Raw genomic sequence first — 14,807 nt, 5'->3', positions numbered from 1 at the left:
GTCGACCGGTGACGGTACGACTCACCGACGAGCAGCCGGGCCCCGCGCGGGCCCGGCTGCTCGTCGTCGTCGCGGTACCGGCCGAGGCCGAGGCCGTACTGCGCGGCCTCGGCGGCACGGCCCGGCGGGTGCCGCTGCCCGGGGGCGCGCTGGACCGGGTCGCGCACCCCTCCGGTGCGACGGTGGACGTGCTGGCCGGCGGGGTCGGCCCGGGCGCCGCGGCGGCGGCCGCCGCCACCGCGCTCACGGCACTCTCCGCGTCCACCGGTGACCGGTACGACCTGGTGGTCTCCGCCGGGATCGCCGGGGGCTTCGCCCCGCGGGCGCCGATCGGCACCACCGTGGTCGCCGGCGCGATCGTCGCCGCCGACCTGGGCGCCGAGACCCCGGACGGCTTCGCCGACGTCACCGAGCTGGGCTTCGGGACCGTCCGGCACACCCCGGCACCGGCCACCGTCGCGCTGGTCGCCGAGGCCCTGCGGGCCGCCGGGGTGGACACCCTGGTCACCGGCGCCGTGCTGACCGTCTCCACCGTGACCGGCAGCGCCGGGCGCGCCGCCGCCCTGACCGCCCGCCACCCGGACGCGGTGGCGGAGGCGATGGAGGGCTTCGGGGTCGCCGAGGCCGCCGCCCGGCACGGGGTGCCGTCGTTCGAACTGCGCACCGTCTCCAACCCGGTGGGCCCGCGCGACCGGTCCGCCTGGCGGATCGGCGAGGCCCTCGGCGCGCTGGAGCGGGCCTTCGCCGCCCTGCCCTGCCCGGCCCTGGCCCTGCCGGCCCCGGCCCCGCAGACTCTCGCAGCCCCGGCGGCGGAGCCGCAGGCCGCCGGGCAACCTCCGTCCCACCGGGCCGACCCGCCCGGACCGCGCCGAGCGCCGAAGGAGGCCGGCCGTGGCTGAACGGCTGAGCATCGCCTACTCGCCCTGCCCCAACGACACCTTCGTCTTCCACGCCTGGTCGCACGGCCTGGTCCCGGGCGCCGACGCCCCCGAGGTCACCTTCGCGGACATCGACGTCACCAACGGCCTGGCCGAGCGCGGCGAGCTGGACGTCCTCAAGGTCAGCTACGCCGCCCTGCCCTGGGTGCTGGACGAGTACACCCTGCTGCCCTGCGGCGGGGCGCTCGGGCGCGGCTGCGGCCCGCTGGTGCTCACCCGCCCGGACAGCGGGGACGACCTGAGCGGGAAGACCGTCGCCGTCCCCTCCGAGCGGTCCACCGCCTACCTGCTGTTCCGGCTGTGGGCGGCGAAGGCGGTACCGGGCGGCCTGGGCCGGATCGTGGTGCTGCCGTTCCACGAGATCATGCCCGCCGTGCGGGACGGCCGGGTGGACGCCGGCCTGGTCATCCACGAGGCCCGCTTCACCTACCGGAACTACGGTCTGCGCAGCCTGGCCGACATGGGCGAGGCCTGGGAGCGGGAGACCGGCCTGCCGATCCCGCTCGGCGCCATCATCGCCCGGCGCTCGCTCGGCGCGGAGCGGCTGCGGGCGCTCGCCGAGGCGATCCGCGCCTCCGTCCGACAGGCCTGGGACGACCCGGAGGCCAGCCGCCGGTACGTGCTGGAGCACGCCCAGGAGATGGACCCGGACGTCGCCGACCAGCACATCGCCCTCTACGTCAACGAATTCACCGCGGAGCTCGGCGAGGAGGGGCACGCGGCCGTCCGCGCGCTGCTCACCCGGGCCGCCGCGGAGGGCCTGGTCCCCCCGCTCGGCCCGGGCGCACTGGACTTCTGAGCGACCGCCCGCCCGACCGTCGCCGGTCGGGCGGCGGACTCAGACGTCGAACTGCTCGGCGACCGCGCGCAGCAGGACGGCGAGCTTCTGCCCGGCCGGCTTGGCCGGGTAGCGGCCGTGCTGGAGCCCGGGCAGGACCGCGTCCATCATCGTGATGAGGTCCTGGACCAGCGCCGCCATGTCGTCCGGGCTCTTGCGCTGGGCGGCGGCCACCGAGGGCAGTGCCTCCAGCAGCTGGACCTGCATCGCCTGGTCGCCGCGGTGCCCTGCGACCACGCCGAACTCGACCCGCTGCCCCGGCTTCAGCGACGTGATTCCGGCGGGCAGCGCCTTGGTGTGGACGAAGACATCGCCGCCGTCGTCGCGCGACAGGAAGCCGAAGCCCTTCGTCTCGTTGAACCACTTGACCTGGCCGGTGGGCATCTCGAACAGTCCTCGATGTGGGTATGAGGGATCCCGGCCCTGGCCGGGGATCACTGGGTGGTGGGAGAGCGGGCCGACCCTGGGGGACGCGCCCTGCGGGGCGCGCACGATCAGCACACTGTAAGGAGCAGACTAACGGTCCGTCACTGTCTCATCCGCGTTCCGCGAAAGTTCCGTACGGAGCCCCGACGGTCACGCGCGACCCGGAATCGGCATGACCCGGGCGCGATTCGACGCTGTCCACTGGCTCACACCTCCGGTCGGAGAGAACGGGGCGCACTGATCGCACCCCTCGGCACAGCCTGCATACCCCCGCCCAGCAGGGATCAAAACTCCCAGCGCCCGGAAAACTGCGCAACGTGACGGGATCGCTCGCCCACGAAGCGGTTCCGGGGCCGCCCCGGCGGTACCGCGGCGGACCCCGGCCCGGCCGGCTCTGCGAGACTGGGTCGGCCGCCGGACCCGCCGCAGCGGCCGAACCCCGCCGCAGAGGAGCAAGCCCCGTGAGCAGCGCGAGCAGCGTCGGCAACCAGAGCGCCGACCGAGGCGAGACCTACGTCAAGGCCGGCACGATCGTCTTCGGACTCGGCGCGCTCGCCACCCTGGTGACCTTCGTCCCGCTGTTCCTGCACCTGACGCCGCTGCCGTCGGCCGCCTACTGGCTGAGCATGCTGATGCCGCTCGGCTTCCTGCTCGCCCTGACCGGTCTGCTGCTCTCCGCGCGCGCCCAGCGGCGCCGGGTCCGCGCCAACGCCTGACGGCGCCGCCGGGCGTCGGCGCGAGGTCTGGCACAGGGCCTCGGCGCGGACCTCAGCGGCCGGCCAGGTGCCCGTCGAGCCAGGCCGGGAAGGCGGTGAGGTCGGGCAGCACCACGTCCGCGCCGGCCGCCAGCAGGTCCTCGGCGCCGTACGGGCCGGTCGCCACACCCACCGCCACCGCGTCCGCGTGCTTGGCCCCCCGGATGTCGCCGAGGTGGTCGCCGACGTAGACGGTGGCGCCGTGCTCGCGCAGGGCCACACCCTTGGTCTCCGCCCACAGGTCGCCGACCAGCGCGTCCGCGCGCAGATCCGCGTGGTCCAGGTGGAGCCGGGCGTTCGGCTCGTACTTGCCGGTGATGACCGCGACCCGGCCGCCGTGCGCGCGGACCGCGTCCAGCGCGGCGTGCGCGCCCGGCAGGGCGACCGTCGGCGCGAAGGCGTGGTCCCGGTAGAGCGTGCGGTAGCGGTGGGCGACCGCGTCCAGCTCCTCCGCCGGGAACCAGTTGCGCAGCTCGTCGAGGAGCGGCGGCCCGAGCCGGGTGACCACCAGGTCGGCGTCGATGGCGGTACCGGTCTCGGCGGACAGCGCCAGATAGGTGGCCCGGATCCCGGGCCGGGTGTCGAGCAGCGTCATGTCGAGGTCGAAACCCACGGTCAGCGGGGCGTCCGAGGTCACAGGCATGCCGTCAGGCTATCCAACCGGCCCGGCCGGGCCGGTGCCGGGCGGGAGTCGGCCGGGAGTCGGCGGGGATACAGGCAGGGGGATTTGCCCCGGCTTCGACGCGGAACTTAGGTTTGCCTGAGCTATCTGCGAGAGAGAGCCATGACCGACACCACCGCACCTGGAAGAGCCCGGCTGCTGCGCCGCCGAATACTGTGGCTCGCCGCCGCGCTGGCCCTGCTGGCCGGTGCGGTGCTGCTGAGCCTGGCGGTCGGCAGCCGCACCGTCCCGTTCGGCGACACCGTCGACGCCCTGCTGCACGGCGGGGACACCGCCAACGCCGTGGTGATCCGCGAGCTGCGGCTGCCGCGCACGGTCGTCGGCCTCGCGGTGGGCGCGGCGCTCGGCCTCGCCGGCACCGTCATGCAGGGCATCACCCGCAACCCGATCGCCGACCCCGGCATCCTCGGCGTCAGCCAGGGCGCGGCGGCCGGCGTGGTGGTGGCGATCTCCGTGTTCGGGATCTCCACGCTCACCGGGTACGTCTGGTTCGGCTTCGCCGGCGCGGTGCTCGCCACCGTCCTGGTCTACGGGCTGGCCGGGCGCGGCCGGGGCGGGACGGCGCCGGTCAAGCTGGCGCTGGCCGGGGCCGCGATCTCCGCGTTCATCGCCTCCCTCAACACCCTGGTGCTCACCACCGACGCGGCCGCCATGGACCAGTTCCGGTTCTGGCACGTCGGCTCGCTCTCCGGGCGGGACGCGGACGTCGCCCGGCAGCTGCTGCCGTTCCTGGCCGTCGGCACGGTGCTGGTCCTGTCGGTGGCGCGCGGGCTCGACGCGCTGGCGCTCGGCGAGGACACCGCCAAGGGCCTCGGTGCCAGGACCGGTCCGGTCCGGGCGGTCGGCGCGCTCGGAGCCACCGTGCTGACCGGGTCGGCGGTCGCGGCGGCCGGGCCGGTCGCCTTCGTCGGCCTGGCCGTGCCGCACGCCGCGCGCGCGGCGGTCGGCGCCGACCACCGCTGGGTGCTGGCCCTGTCCGCCGTGCTCGGCCCCGCGCTGCTGCTGCTCGCCGACACGCTCGGCCGGGTGCTGTTCCCGCCCTCCGAGGTGCCGGCCGGGATGATGACCGCCCTGGTCGGCGTCCCGGTGCTGGTCGCGCTGGTCCGGCGGCGGAAGGTGGTGGCGGCATGAGCACCGTCGTCCTGCGCGGCTACACCGTGCTGCGGGCCGGACCGGCCTCCTTCCTGCTGCACCGGCGCTCGGCGCTCGCCGCGCTCGGCCTGCTGCTCGCGCTGGCCGCCACCGTCGTCGCCTCGCTCTGCCTGGGCGAGTCCACCGTGGCGCCCGGCGAGGTGCTGAAGGTGGTGTTCGGGCAGCCGAGCCCGCACGAGCTGGTGGTCGGGGAGTTCCGGCTGCCCCGGGTGGTGGTCGGCCTGCTGGCCGGCGCCGCGCTCGGGCTGGCCGGGGCGCTGATCCAGACCGTCGCCCGCAATCCGCTGGCCAGCCCGGACGTGGTGGGCGTCTCCTGGGGCGCCACCGCCACCGTGGTCGGCCTGCTGGCCTACGGCGTGGTCGACTCCACCGGCCAGGTGCCGTTCGCGGCCGTCGCGGGCGGGCTGGCGGCCGGGCTGCTGGTGTACCTGCTGGCCTGGCGGCGCGGGCTGCACGCCCAGCGCTTCGTCCTGATCGGCATCGGCGTCTCGGTCGCGCTCTCCTCGCTGACCTCGCTGTTCCTGACCAAGGGCGACGGCTTCCAGGCGCAGGCCGCCAAGGTGTGGATGACCGGCAGCCTGAACGGCTCCGGGTACGACCAGGCCGGCTGGCTGGCCCGGGTGCTGCTGGCCGCCGTGCCGGTGGCGCTGTGGGCGGCGCGGGCCCAGCGCTCGATCTCCTTCGACGACGCCACCGCCGTCGGCCTGGGGCTGCGGCTGGACCGGATCCGGCTCGGCATGGCCCTGCTCGGCGTGGTGCTCGCCTCCTGCGCGGCGGGCGCCGCCGGGCCGGTGGACTTCGTCGCGCTGATGGCCCCGCAGATCGCCGTGCGGCTGGCCCGGTCGGCGCAGATCCCGCTGTTCTGCTCGGCCCTCACCGGCGCGCTGGTCGTGGTGCTCGCCGACCTGCTGGCCCGCCGGCTGCTGTCGCCCGTCGAGCTGCCGGTCGGTGTGGTGACCGGACTGGTCGGCGCGCCGTACCTGATGTGGCTGCTGATCCGCTCCCGCCGTGGAGGTTCCTGAGTCGTGGAGGTCCCGATGCTGCCCGACACCGAGTCCGCCGACCCCGTGAAGGGGGTGTCCCACCGCCTGGAGGCGCGGGACCTCACCCTCGCCTACGAGGCCCGCACCGTCGCCGAAGGGCTCGACCTGCGGATTCCGGACGGCCGGGTGACGGTGATCGTCGGCCCGAACGCCTGCGGCAAGTCCACCCTGCTGCGCGCGCTGGGGCGGCTGCTGAAGCCGGTCTGCGGCGCGGTGCTGCTGGACGGCGAGGAGCTGGCCCGCGTCCCCACCAAGCGGATCGCCCGGCGGATCGGGCTGCTGCCGCAGTCGCCGTCCGCCCCCGAGGGCATCGCGGTCGCCGACCTGGTGTCGCGCGGCCGCCAGCCGCACCAGAGCTGGTGGCAGCAGTGGTCCGCGGAGGACGAGGCCGCCGTCGCCGAGGCGCTGGAGCGCACCTCGACCGCCGAGCTGGCCGAACGCGGCGTGGACGAGCTGTCCGGCGGGCAGCGGCAGCGGGTCTGGATCGCCATGGCGCTCGCCCAGGGCACGGACATCCTGCTGCTGGACGAGCCGACCACCTTCCTGGACATCGCGCACCAGGTGGAGGTGCTGGACCTGGTCCGCCGGCTGAACGTGGAACGCGGCCGGACGGTCGTCGCGGTGCTGCACGACCTCAACCAGGCGGCCCGGTACGCCGACCACCTGGTGGCGATGAAGGACGGGCGGATCGTCGCCCAGGGACCGCCGGCCGAGGTGGTCACGGCGGAGCTGGTGCGCGAGGTGTTCGGGCTGGAGTCGGTGGTGGTGCCGGACCCGGTGACCGGCACGCCGCTGGTGGTGCCGGGCGCGCCGTGGGCGGCCACCGTGGACGCATAGCAACGTTTTACGCACCAATTCGGACATAATCGACGCGCTGCCGTGTCCTTCCGCCCGTCTGCGCTGTCCGAGCCGCCCGAGGTGCCGATGTCCCCGACCACCCGCCGCACCCTGCTGACCGCGCTGCTGGGCGGGCTCGGGGGCAGTGCCCTCACCGGCTGCACCGACCGGCCCGCCGCGCCCCCGCCGATGGACCTCGGGGCCGTCGCCGCCGAGGCCGCCTCCCCCACCCCGCCGCCGAGCGTCGTCGTGGCCACCGCCAACGGCCCGGTCACCGTGCCCGGGGCACCCGCGCGGGTCGTCGTCCTGGACACCGCCGAGCTGGACTCCGCGCTCACCCTCGGCATCACCCCGGTCGGCGCGGCCCGGGCGGCGGCGGACCCGACCTTCCCCGACTACTGGCCCGCCTCCCGGCTCGCCCCGATCGCCTACGTCGGACCGATCGGCTCCCCGGACCTCGCCGCCGTCCGCGCGCTGCGGCCCGACCTCGTCCTGTCCAACCAGTCCCGGGACGGCGGCCGCTACGAGGAGCTGCGGGCGATCGCCCCGACCGTCCTGACCGCCACCACCGGCGCGCCCTGGAAGGCGAACCTGCAGACCCACGCCGAGGCGCTCGGCCGGCAGGACGCCGCGGCGGCGTTCATGGCCTCGTACCAGCGGCACGTCAACCAGGTGACGGCCGCCCTCGCGAACGCCAGGGCGGGCGGCCGCAGGGTCAGCCTGGTCCGCTTCGTCGAGGGCGGCGGGATCCGGCTCCACGGCCGGCAGACCTTCCCCGGCTCCGTCCTCGCCGACGTCGGCGTCCCCCGCCCGGACTCCCAGAACGTCGACCGGGCGGAGCTGGAGCTCCCGCCGGACCAGCTCGCCAGGGCCGACGGCGACCTGCTGCTCTACGCCGGTTACGGCGACCCGGAGCGCAACGGCCTCACCACCACCCTCGCGAGCCCCGGCTGGCAGGCCCTGGAGGCCGTCAGGGCCCACCGCGCCTTCCCCGTCGACGACCAGCTGTGGTTCCAGGGCATCGGCTGCACCGGCGCCAACTACCTGCTCGACGAACTCCAGCGCTTCCTCGGCGCCTGACCCGCCCGCCCGCCCTCCCGGGGCCGCCGGGTCAGTCCTCCTGGTCGGCGGTGGCGTTGAGGGAGGTGATGAGGGACGAGAGCCGGGAGTTCCAGTTCTGGTAGGTCTGGCCCTCGATGGCGTGCCGCTTGGCGAGGTCGCGGACGGTGCGCTGGGCGCTCTTCAGCTTGGCCGCGGCGTCGTCGGGCCGGCCCTCGTTGAGGCGGGCGGTGGCCTCGTCGAGGGTGCGGAGCAGCTCGATCTGACGGGCCCGGTCCTTCTCCACCTGGGTCTGCGCGATGCTCTGGCGCAGGGCGTTGATCTGCACCAGCGGGGCCTGGTTGTGCGGCGGCTGGGTGGCCGGGACGGCCGGGGGCGTCGGGGACGGCGTGGTGGCCGTCGGGGTCGGGGACGGGGCCTGCGTCGTCGCGGCCGCCGGGGTGACCGGCGCGGTCGTGGTGGGCCTGGCGGACGGCGCGGCAGCGGGCGTGGACGGGTCGTCGAAGGCGGTGATCGCGAGCATCGCCGCGCCGGCCACACCGGCCAGGCCCAGGGCCCCGAACACGATCGGCCGGCGGCGGCTCTCCCGCACCGGCCCGGCCTCCGGGAACGGCGCGGCGGCCGGGACCGGCGCCATCACCGAGGTGGCGGCCGGGGGCGCCGGCTGCGGCGGCAGGAGGGTGGTGTGCCGCTGGTCGCCCAGGGGCTGCACGGACTGCGGGAAGGCCCCCGCGAGCAGCTCGGTGGTCGGATCGGCGGGCACCAGCCCCGGGACGCAGGCCAGTAGTTCGGCCCGCGCGGCGGCCGCGTCGGCGGGGCGGTCGGCCGGGTGCTTGGCGAGCAGCCGCAGCACCGCCGCGTCCAGGGCGGGCGGCAGGCCGGGCCGTCGGACCGAGGGCGGCAGCGGCAGCTCGCCGACGTGCTTGTAGGCGATCGCCACCGGGGTCTCGGCCTCGAACGGCGGTGCGCCGGTGAGCATCTCGGTGAGCACGCAGCCGACCGCGTACAGGTCGGTGCGGCCGTCCAGCGGACTCGCGGTGGCCTGCTCGGGCGACAGGTAGGCGGCGGTGCCGAGCACCGAGGCGGTCTGGGTGAGGTTGTGCGAGGAGCCCGCGCGGGCGATGCCGAAGTCCACCACCTTCACCCCGCCGTCGTGGGTGATCATGATGTTGCCGGGCTTGACGTCCCGGTGCACCAGGCCCGCCGCGTGCGCGTGCGCCAGCCCCTCGCAGACCGCCGCCGCGATCCCGACCGCCTGCTCGACCGGCAGCCCCGGGCGCTGCGCCAGCAGCACGGCCAGCGACCGGCCCTGCACCAGCTCCATCACGATGTACGGCGAGCCCTGGTCCACCCCGGAGTCGAAGACCATCGCGATCCTCGGGTGGACCAGCATCGCGGCGTGCTGCGCCTCGCGGCCGAACCGCTCGGCGAACCGCGGGTCGTCGGCGAGCCCCCCGTTGAGGACCTTGACGGCCACCTGGCGGCCCAGCACGTGGTCCACCCCGCGCCAGACGGTGGCCATGCCGCCGACGCCGAGTATCTCGACGAGCTCGTAGCGCCCGTTCAGCGCGCGTCCGATCACCTGGCACCGCTCCCCTCAGAGGCCCTGCCCGGGGTCCCGGACCGCCTCGTGCACGTGTGCACGATAGCCCCCGGGGGTGACCGGCCCGTCCGCCGACGGCCCGCCCGGGAAAGGGTGGCGGCCGGGGAACCGGGCAGCGGATCCCCGACCGCCGGCTCGTGGTCGGGCCCGGTGGAGGGCCACGATCGGTGCGGTTCGGCGGGTCGAGCGGGTGCCGGCCCGCCCTGACTGCGGGCGGGCGGGCCGGCGGGGTCCGGCCCTTCCGGACCGGCGGCGCGTTCCGGGGTGCGCCGGCCGGTCCGGTCGGGCCGACCGGGCGGACGGTGGGCACGGGGGGGCCGACCGGCCACCCGGGGTCCGGGTGGAGCGGGTACTGCGGGTACTGCGGTGGTGCGGGTACGGCGGTGGTGCGGGGTGGAGCGGTCCGGATGAGCGACGGGCCCGGGGGGATTCGCCCGCCGCTCATCCGGAGTTCTGGGTCACCTCCGGTTGCCCGGGGTGCTGTCGGGTCGTGCCGTGCGGTCCGGCCCGGATCCTGCGGGCGGGTCCGCCGCGGGCGGGACGGTGGCGGTCCTCGGCGCGCGGCCGGAGCCGCCGTCGCCGTTCCCGCTACTGCCCGCGCTGCCCGGACCGACACCCGAACCGCTGCCGCCGGCCGCGGAGTCGCCGTCCTTGTTCCTGCCGCCCTGGCTGTCGCCGCCCTGACCGGTGCCGCCCTGGCTGTCACCGCCCGGCACGGAGCCGCCGCCGGACCTTCCCGAGCCCGAACCGGAGCCCGAGCCCGGCCGGGTGGCCCCGGAGCCGGAGCCGGAGCCCTGGCCGGGGGCGTCCTGGTGGTCGTCGTCGCCCGGGCCGCGGAGCGCCCGCGCACAGTAGTCCGCCACCTTGTCCGGTCCGCCGGCCTCCGCGACCAGCGCGCCGAACTGCGGATCGGCGACCAGCAGCCTCGGGCGCTCGCCCTTGCCCGCCCGGTCGGCGAACGCCTTGCACAGGGCCGCGTGGGCAACCGGATTCGACGTGCTCCGGCCGTCCCCCGGGATACGGGTGGGCGTCTCCTTGGGCCGCTTCTCCGGCCCGGACGGATCGGCGGCGGACGGATCCGCGGCCGCCGGGCCACCCGAGGCGGTACCGGGCCGGGACGGACCGCCGGACGACGCGTTGCCGCCGGCACCACCGCTCGCGCCACCGGTCGGACCGGGGGTGGACGGCGGGTTCGCCGACCGGGTGGCCGGTGCCTCGGACCGGGTCGCCGCGGTGGCCGACGGAGCGGAGGTGTCCGGGGCTGCCACGCCCCGGTGCGGCTGGTCCGAACCGCCGCCCAGGGGCACCGGCAGATTGCCCGTGCCGGCCGCGACCGCGACCCCGCCCAGCGCCGTGGCACCGAGCACGACGGCAGCGGCCTTCGTACTGAAGGCCCTGGTCAGCGTGGCGGCGGCCATCGAACGTCTCCGGACGGGTGCGGGTGCGGCGGGTACTGCTGCGGACGCGAGACGGGCCTCCCGGAACGCGGCCAGGGCCGCCTCCTCCCCGGCCAGTTCGCCACCCGTCGCCGGCGCCGCGGCGGCGGCGAGCACACGGGCGACCCGGTCTCCCGGCCCGGCTCCGGACCGGGGGGACCCCGTGCGCCCGGTGCTGCCGTCCGGGCCGGTGAGCGAGGCGCCCTGCCCGGCCGGCGGGCCGCCCACGGCACCGGCGAGCAGCTGCTCGGCGGTGTCACGGTCGATCCGACGGGGTCGGTTGGTGCTCATCTCATGTCCTTCAGCGTCGCGGCCCGGCGTTCTGTCACACCTTGGGGAGAACTTTTTCTCGCGGATCTTCCACGGCCCTGCCGCACGGTCCCGCTGCCCGCCGGACCGTTGTCGGGGACCGACCGCGAGGCCGGGATCCCGGCACCTGCCGCACCACCGCCCCCACCTGTCGGGAAGGACTGCTCCAGCAGTTCGGCGAGCCGCTTCAGCCCCCGGTGCGCGGCCATCCGGACGCTGCCGGAGCGCTTGCCGAGCACCTGGGCGGCGCTGTTCGCGTCCAGCTCCATCACCACCCGGAGCAGCACCGCCTCGGCCTGGTCCCTGGGCAGCCGGGAGATCAGCGCCAGCGCGTCCGAGGTCCCGACGGCGGCGAGGGCCGCCCCGGCCGTGTCGTCCCCGCCGGCCAGCTCGGCCAGGTACTCGAACGGCAGGTCGGCGACCGGTCGGCGGCGCCGGGCCCGCAGGTGGTCCAGGGCCCGGTTGCGGGCGACGGTCGCGGCCCAGCCGCGGAAGCCGTCGCCGTCCCCGGAGAAGGAGCCCAGGTCGCGGGCGATCTGGAGCCAGGCCTCGGAGGCGATGTCCTCGGCATCCTGGGCGTCCTCGGGCCGGCCGCCGACCAGGACCCGCAGGTAGCGGAGCAGACCCGGCTGCACGCTGCGGAAGAGCAGTCGGAAGGCCTCCTCGTCCCCGCTCCGGGCGGCCTTGACCGCCTCGGTCAGATCGACGGGGGCGGGGGCGGGGGCCTCGCGCGGGGGCGGGCCGGGGGGCGGGCCTGACGTCGTGACCGGTCCGGACCGGCCGACGGGGCTGTCGGTGCCCGCTCCGGGGCGTTCTGCACTCTGCACCCGCCACATCATGGGCCATCCGGGCGAACGCCCCGGTCCGGTGGGCCCGACCGTTACCCGGTCCGGCCCCGGCCCGGGCGGCAGGCGCCGCCGGGGCGGGGCGCGCGTCGCGTCGCCGGTGGGCGCACGTCGCCGGAGCCCGTCGGCGGGCGGTTCCGGGCCCGGCGGGCACGCCCCGCCGGGCCCTTGGGCGGCCCGCGCGCGGGGCGAAGGTCCCGCGACCTGCTGGCCTTCGCCCACGGCCGCGCGGACGCCGCCCTGCCTACGTTGTAGGTGAACGATCCGTTCCGGCCGCCGCCCGCGCCCTGCCCCTCCCGCGCCCCGGGTGCCGCCGAGCACTGCCTGCCCCGACCCCCAGGGACCGTCATGACCACCGCCCGCGAGTTCCACGAACGCGGCCTGCGCGAGCACCTCGCGCCCGCGCTCCGGCTCCTGGGCCTCACCGGCGGGCGGCGGACCTTCACCCTCCCCGACCCGACCCACTGGGCCATGGTCGGCGTGGTCGAGCGGCCCGCCGACGGACGGGTCCGCTACACCTTCGACCTGAGCCTGGTCAGCCGCGCCGACTGGTCCGCGGCGGCCTTCCCCGGTCCGCACCCGGATCCGTGCGCCGTCTACGGCATCGAGTCCTGGCGGTCCCGGATCGGCGAGCTGCTGCCGGTGCGGGAGGACGTCTGGTGGGAGGTGCTGCCCGGGCCGCGCTGGCAGGTCGCGCTGGACGACTCGGTGGCCGCCGTCCGCCACTACGGGCTGCCCGAGCTGCGCCGCCGGCTCGACCGGGAGCGCGACGGCGGCACCGGCGAGACCTATCTGTCCGCCGACGAGCTGGAGCAGGTCAACACCACGCTGCTGGCCGTCCCGGTGGCCCGGATCCAGCGCGCGGAGCTGGTCGGCACGGTGCTGGTGCTGACCGGCGCGTGGACCCGGGCGGACGCGGCCGCGCGCACGGTGCTGCGCGGCGTCGCCCGGGGATTCCTGTCGGCCGAGGACGAGCGCTTCGCGGCCGTGCACTGCGCGGACACCCTGGGCCGGCCGCTCTGGGACTTCGAAAGCCCCTGACCGGCGGTCGGGCCGACGCTCCGTCAACTCGCCCGTCCACTGGGTGTTTCGCAGCCCGCCGGCACCGTCACGGCGCGCACCGTGACAACTGTCATGCGGATCCCGCAACGGACGGCACTGCTGGGCGAGGGGTCCCGCTCGGAACACTGGAGGCACGGCGGAGCGGGCAACGGCCCGCCGGCCGAGCAGCCAGTCCGGGGAGGACCCACCATGAGCCAGATCGCCGCCACCAACGCCGCCACCAACGCCGTCACCAGCAACGTCGTCGCCAACGCCGTCACCACCGGCGCCGCCAACTCCGAGGCCGTCGCCGCCAAGGCCCCGCACCCGCTCGCCAAGGCCCTCCGCCCGCTCGCCGTCGACATCGCCGGCCCGCTCGCCGCCTTCTACCTCCTCCGCTCCGGCCTCGGGGCGAGCGAGTTCGCCGCCCTCGCCTGGAGCAGCGCGTTCCCGGTCGCCCGGACCGTCCTCGGCCTGGTCAAGGACCGGACACTGAACCGCTTCGCCGCCCTGATGCTCGGGGTGAACCTGGTCGGCCTGGCGCTCACCGCCGTCAGCGGCGACGCCCGGCTGATGCTCGCCAAGGAAGCCGTGCTCAGCGGCTTCATGGCGCTGGCGATCCTGGGCTCCGCGCTGACCGCGCGGCCGCTGATGTCCGCCGCGCTGCGGCCCTTCCTCACCAAGGGCGAGAGCGCCAGGGAGGCTGCCTGGGACCGGCTCGCCGCCGGTTCGCGGCCGTTCCGCCGCTACGAGCGGCTGTTCTCCGTGATCTGGGGCTCCGCGCTGCTCGCCGAGTGCGCGGCCCGGGTGGCCGGTGCCTTCACCCTGCCGGTGGCGACCATGGTGTGGCTGTCCACGGTGCTGCTGGTCGGCGCGATCGTCGCCGGTTCGGTGCTCGGCCAGGCCGCCGCGCAGCCGATGGAGAAGCTGGTCCGCACCGAGGCCGCCGCCTGAACGACGACACGGCGCTGCCGGATCGTCACACCCTGATCATCGGACGATCCGAGGAACCATCCCGCTCCACCGGTAGTCCACATCACGAGGGGGTAACGGGACCCCCTCGCCGAGGAAAACGGGGAACCTGATGAGCCGGGCAGAAGCGCGCACCACCGCCACCGAGGACCGCACGCTCGTCTGGGACGGCTGCCTCAACGTCCGCGACCTGGGCGGACTGCCCACCACCACCGGCGCCCGCACCACCCGCCGGGCGATCACCCGGGCCGACAACCTCGACCGCCTCACCGCCGAGGGCTGGGACGCCCTGCTCGACCACGGCGTGCGCACCGTCGTCGACCTGCGCAACATCGAGGAGTACAAACCGCTCCTCCCCCTCCCCGGCGACGTCGAACTGGTCCGCGTCCCGCTGGACGAACTCGCCGGCCCCGCCTGGTGGCGGACCTACGGCCACCTCGACGGCACCCCGCTCGCCCTGCGCCCCTACCTGGACCACTGCCCGCACGCCGCCGCCGAGTTGATCGCGACGATCGCCGGCGCCCGCCCCGGCGGACTGGTCGTGCACTGCGGCGCCGGGCGCGACCGGACCGGCCTCGCCGCACTGCTGCTGCTCGCCCTCGCCGAGGTCGAGCCCTCCGAGATCGTCGCCGACTACCTGCTGAGCGCCCCCAACGTCCGGCCCCTCTACGGCATGCTCGGCCTCCCGGACCAGTACCGGCGCATCGACGCCGTGCTCGCCGAGGCCGGCACCACCGCCGAGGCCGCCGTGCACGCCGCCCTCGCCGACCTCGACCCGGTCGCCCGGCTGACGGCCGCCGGCGTCGCCACCGCCGACCTCACGGCCGTCCGCGGCCGGCTGCTGGCCCCCTGAGACTCCAACTCGCCCTAT

At 76.1% G+C, this 14,807-nt stretch carries 15 protein-coding genes; 10 read left to right on the top strand and 5 right to left on the bottom strand.

Annotation, left to right across the window (positions count from 1 at the left end; genetic code table 11):
- Positions 1–8 precede the first annotated feature (8 nt).
- Positions 9–899 carry a futalosine hydrolase gene (locus OG715_RS24345; RefSeq protein WP_266271011.1) on the top strand — a complete coding sequence of 297 codons (891 nt, stop codon included), beginning with the start codon at positions 9–11 and terminating at the stop codon, positions 897–899.
- Entirely contained in the window at positions 892–1,737 is an 846-nt protein-coding gene (locus tag OG715_RS24340) for a 1,4-dihydroxy-6-naphthoate synthase (protein ID WP_266271010.1), read from the top strand. Before OG715_RS24345 ends, OG715_RS24340 begins: the two co-directional genes overlap by 8 nt.
- 39 nt (positions 1,738–1,776) lie before the next feature.
- On the opposite strand, the gene OG715_RS24335 is transcribed toward OG715_RS24340, so the two are convergent.
- A complete protein-coding gene (locus OG715_RS24335) occupies positions 1,777–2,160 on the bottom strand; it encodes a cold-shock protein (protein WP_030393600.1) in 384 nt (127 codons plus the stop codon).
- Positions 2,161–2,663: 503 nt separating this feature from the next.
- Between OG715_RS24335 and OG715_RS24330 the strand changes: the two genes are divergently transcribed.
- Positions 2,664–2,918 carry a hypothetical protein gene (locus tag OG715_RS24330; protein ID WP_266271009.1) on the top strand — a complete coding sequence of 85 codons (255 nt, stop codon included), beginning with the start codon at positions 2,664–2,666 and terminating at the stop codon, positions 2,916–2,918.
- Positions 2,919–2,970: 52 nt separating this feature from the next.
- On the opposite strand, the gene OG715_RS24325 is transcribed toward OG715_RS24330, so the two are convergent.
- Positions 2,971–3,600: an HAD family hydrolase gene (locus OG715_RS24325; protein WP_266271007.1), complete on the bottom strand. Its 630-nt coding sequence runs from the start codon at positions 3,598–3,600 to the stop codon at positions 2,971–2,973.
- Between the two features lie 141 nt (positions 3,601–3,741).
- Between OG715_RS24325 and OG715_RS24320 the strand changes: the two genes are divergently transcribed.
- The 4 genes from OG715_RS24320 to OG715_RS24305 all read left to right on the top strand — a co-directional run bounded on the left by OG715_RS24320 (position 3,742) and on the right by OG715_RS24305 (position 7,751).
- Positions 3,742–4,770: a FecCD family ABC transporter permease gene (locus OG715_RS24320; RefSeq protein WP_266271006.1), complete on the top strand. Its 1,029-nt coding sequence runs from the start codon at positions 3,742–3,744 to the stop codon at positions 4,768–4,770.
- Positions 4,767–5,813 (top strand): FecCD family ABC transporter permease, encoded by a 1,047-nt coding sequence (locus tag OG715_RS24315; RefSeq protein WP_266271005.1) that lies wholly within the window; start codon positions 4,767–4,769, stop codon positions 5,811–5,813. Before OG715_RS24320 ends, OG715_RS24315 begins: the two co-directional genes overlap by 4 nt.
- A 15-nt stretch (positions 5,814–5,828) precedes the next feature.
- A complete protein-coding gene (locus tag OG715_RS24310; RefSeq protein ID WP_266271003.1) occupies positions 5,829–6,671 on the top strand; it encodes an ABC transporter ATP-binding protein in 843 nt (280 codons plus the stop codon).
- 87 nt (positions 6,672–6,758) lie between these two features.
- Positions 6,759–7,751, top strand: a complete 993-nt coding sequence (locus OG715_RS24305; RefSeq protein ID WP_266271002.1) for an ABC transporter substrate-binding protein — start codon at positions 6,759–6,761, stop codon at positions 7,749–7,751.
- A gap of 31 nt (positions 7,752–7,782) precedes the next feature.
- On the opposite strand, the gene OG715_RS24300 is transcribed toward OG715_RS24305, so the two are convergent.
- The 3 genes from OG715_RS24300 to OG715_RS24290 form a co-directional block, all read right to left on the bottom strand.
- The gene (locus OG715_RS24300; RefSeq protein ID WP_266271000.1) at positions 7,783–9,312 is read right to left on the bottom strand and encodes a protein kinase domain-containing protein; all 1,530 of its coding nucleotides are present in this window, start codon (positions 9,310–9,312) and stop codon (positions 7,783–7,785) included.
- 479 nt (positions 9,313–9,791) lie between these two features.
- Entirely contained in the window at positions 9,792–11,060 is a 1,269-nt protein-coding gene (locus tag OG715_RS24295) for a hypothetical protein (RefSeq protein WP_266270998.1), read from the bottom strand.
- Positions 11,057–11,914, bottom strand: coding sequence for an RNA polymerase sigma factor (locus OG715_RS24290; RefSeq protein ID WP_266271809.1), 858 nt, complete (start codon positions 11,912–11,914; stop codon positions 11,057–11,059). Before OG715_RS24290 ends, OG715_RS24295 begins: the two co-directional genes overlap by 4 nt.
- A gap of 357 nt (positions 11,915–12,271) precedes the next feature.
- Between OG715_RS24290 and OG715_RS24285 the strand changes: the two genes are divergently transcribed.
- From OG715_RS24285 to OG715_RS24275, 3 genes are all read left to right on the top strand, one after another.
- Positions 12,272–12,964, top strand: coding sequence for a hypothetical protein (locus tag OG715_RS24285; protein ID WP_266270996.1), 693 nt, complete (start codon positions 12,272–12,274; stop codon positions 12,962–12,964).
- A gap of 210 nt (positions 12,965–13,174) precedes the next feature.
- Positions 13,175–13,918, top strand: coding sequence for a VC0807 family protein (locus tag OG715_RS24280; protein WP_266270994.1), 744 nt, complete (start codon positions 13,175–13,177; stop codon positions 13,916–13,918).
- Between the two features lie 130 nt (positions 13,919–14,048).
- A complete protein-coding gene (locus tag OG715_RS24275; RefSeq protein ID WP_266270993.1) occupies positions 14,049–14,789 on the top strand; it encodes a tyrosine-protein phosphatase in 741 nt (246 codons plus the stop codon).
- Positions 14,790–14,807: the final 18 nt, after the last annotated feature.

The organism is Kitasatospora purpeofusca (assembly GCF_036010405.1).
Taxonomy (GTDB): domain Bacteria; phylum Actinomycetota; class Actinomycetes; order Streptomycetales; family Streptomycetaceae; genus Kitasatospora; species Kitasatospora purpeofusca.
The sequence above is the reverse complement of the archived record's forward strand: the minus strand, read 5'-3'. Positions and strand labels throughout refer to the sequence as shown.

Bases quoted from the DNA above. Each gene is read 5' to 3' on its own strand.
- OG715_RS24325 (WP_266271007.1), bottom strand. From the start codon at position 3,600: ATGCCTGTGACCTCGGACGCCCCGCTGACCGTGGGTTTCGACCTCGAC.
- OG715_RS24280 (WP_266270994.1), top strand. From the start codon at position 13,175: ATGAGCCAGATCGCCGCCACCAACGCCGCCACCAACGCCGTCACCAGC.
- OG715_RS24315 (WP_266271005.1), top strand. From the start codon at position 4,767: ATGAGCACCGTCGTCCTGCGCGGCTACACCGTGCTGCGGGCCGGACCG.
- OG715_RS24285 (WP_266270996.1), top strand. From the start codon at position 12,272: ATGACCACCGCCCGCGAGTTCCACGAACGCGGCCTGCGCGAGCACCTC.
- OG715_RS24275 (WP_266270993.1), top strand. From the start codon at position 14,049: ATGAGCCGGGCAGAAGCGCGCACCACCGCCACCGAGGACCGCACGCTC.
- OG715_RS24305 (WP_266271002.1), top strand. From the start codon at position 6,759: ATGTCCCCGACCACCCGCCGCACCCTGCTGACCGCGCTGCTGGGCGGG.
- OG715_RS24295 (WP_266270998.1), bottom strand. From the start codon at position 11,060: ATGAGCACCAACCGACCCCGTCGGATCGACCGTGACACCGCCGAGCAG.
- OG715_RS24320 (WP_266271006.1), top strand. From the start codon at position 3,742: ATGACCGACACCACCGCACCTGGAAGAGCCCGGCTGCTGCGCCGCCGA.
- OG715_RS24335 (WP_030393600.1), bottom strand. From the start codon at position 2,160: ATGCCCACCGGCCAGGTCAAGTGGTTCAACGAGACGAAGGGCTTCGGC.
- OG715_RS24290 (WP_266271809.1), bottom strand. From the start codon at position 11,914: ATGTGGCGGGTGCAGAGTGCAGAACGCCCCGGAGCGGGCACCGACAGC.
- OG715_RS24310 (WP_266271003.1), top strand. From the start codon at position 5,829: ATGCTGCCCGACACCGAGTCCGCCGACCCCGTGAAGGGGGTGTCCCAC.